The sequence below is a fragment of the Pseudonocardia sp. D17 genome, assembly GCF_036984265.1.
GTDB lineage: Bacteria > Actinomycetota > Actinomycetes > Mycobacteriales > Pseudonocardiaceae > Pseudonocardia > Pseudonocardia benzenivorans.
This window is the reverse complement of sequence record NZ_BPRG01000205.1, coordinates 1-512: the sequence shown is the minus strand read 5'-3', so window position 1 is coordinate 512 and position 512 is coordinate 1. Positions and strand designations below refer to the sequence as shown.

The following is a 512-nucleotide window of genomic DNA, read 5'->3' as shown; positions in this document are numbered from 1 at the left end:
ATGGTGCGGGCGGCCCCACGAATCTGTGCGGCGATGACGTGGGCGTCGCGGGCGTCGGTCTTGCCCTGGCCGGGGTGCAGGTCGGCGATGCGGCGCATTACCAGCCCAGGCAGGTAGGCCACCTCAATGTTCAGCGACCGGGCGACCGCGACGGCCAGCGCGCCGATCGAGGCAGGCTGATCGACCACGACGAGTACTCGGCCGTGCGCCGCGAGGTGGATGAAGACTTCGGTCAACGCCGCCTCGTCGTTGGGCAACGGCTTGTCGTGCAGCCGTTTCCCGTTCCGGTCCAGGGCGCAGGCGTGGTGGACGGACTTGCCCACGTCCAGGCCGCAGAACACCTCGAAGCCGGTGTTGTCGGGTTCCGACAAGGAGGTCTCCTCGCTCGTCGCCGCAGACCGACCCAAGGCGCCCGCGCCGGCAGCCACGTTACGAGCAGACCACGCAGGCGGGTCAGGTCTCTAATGACAGCTGAACCCGGCGCCCGGAGCCTCCGTAGCTCGGCTGGTGAG

At 69.1% G+C, this 512-nt stretch carries 1 protein-coding gene; it reads right to left on the bottom strand.

The features are described from left to right. The coding region (locus PSD17_RS27690; RefSeq protein ID WP_339125220.1) for an IS110 family transposase at positions 1 to 371 on the bottom strand (371 nt) is incomplete at its 3' end. Between the last annotated feature and the right edge of the window lie 141 nt (positions 372 to 512).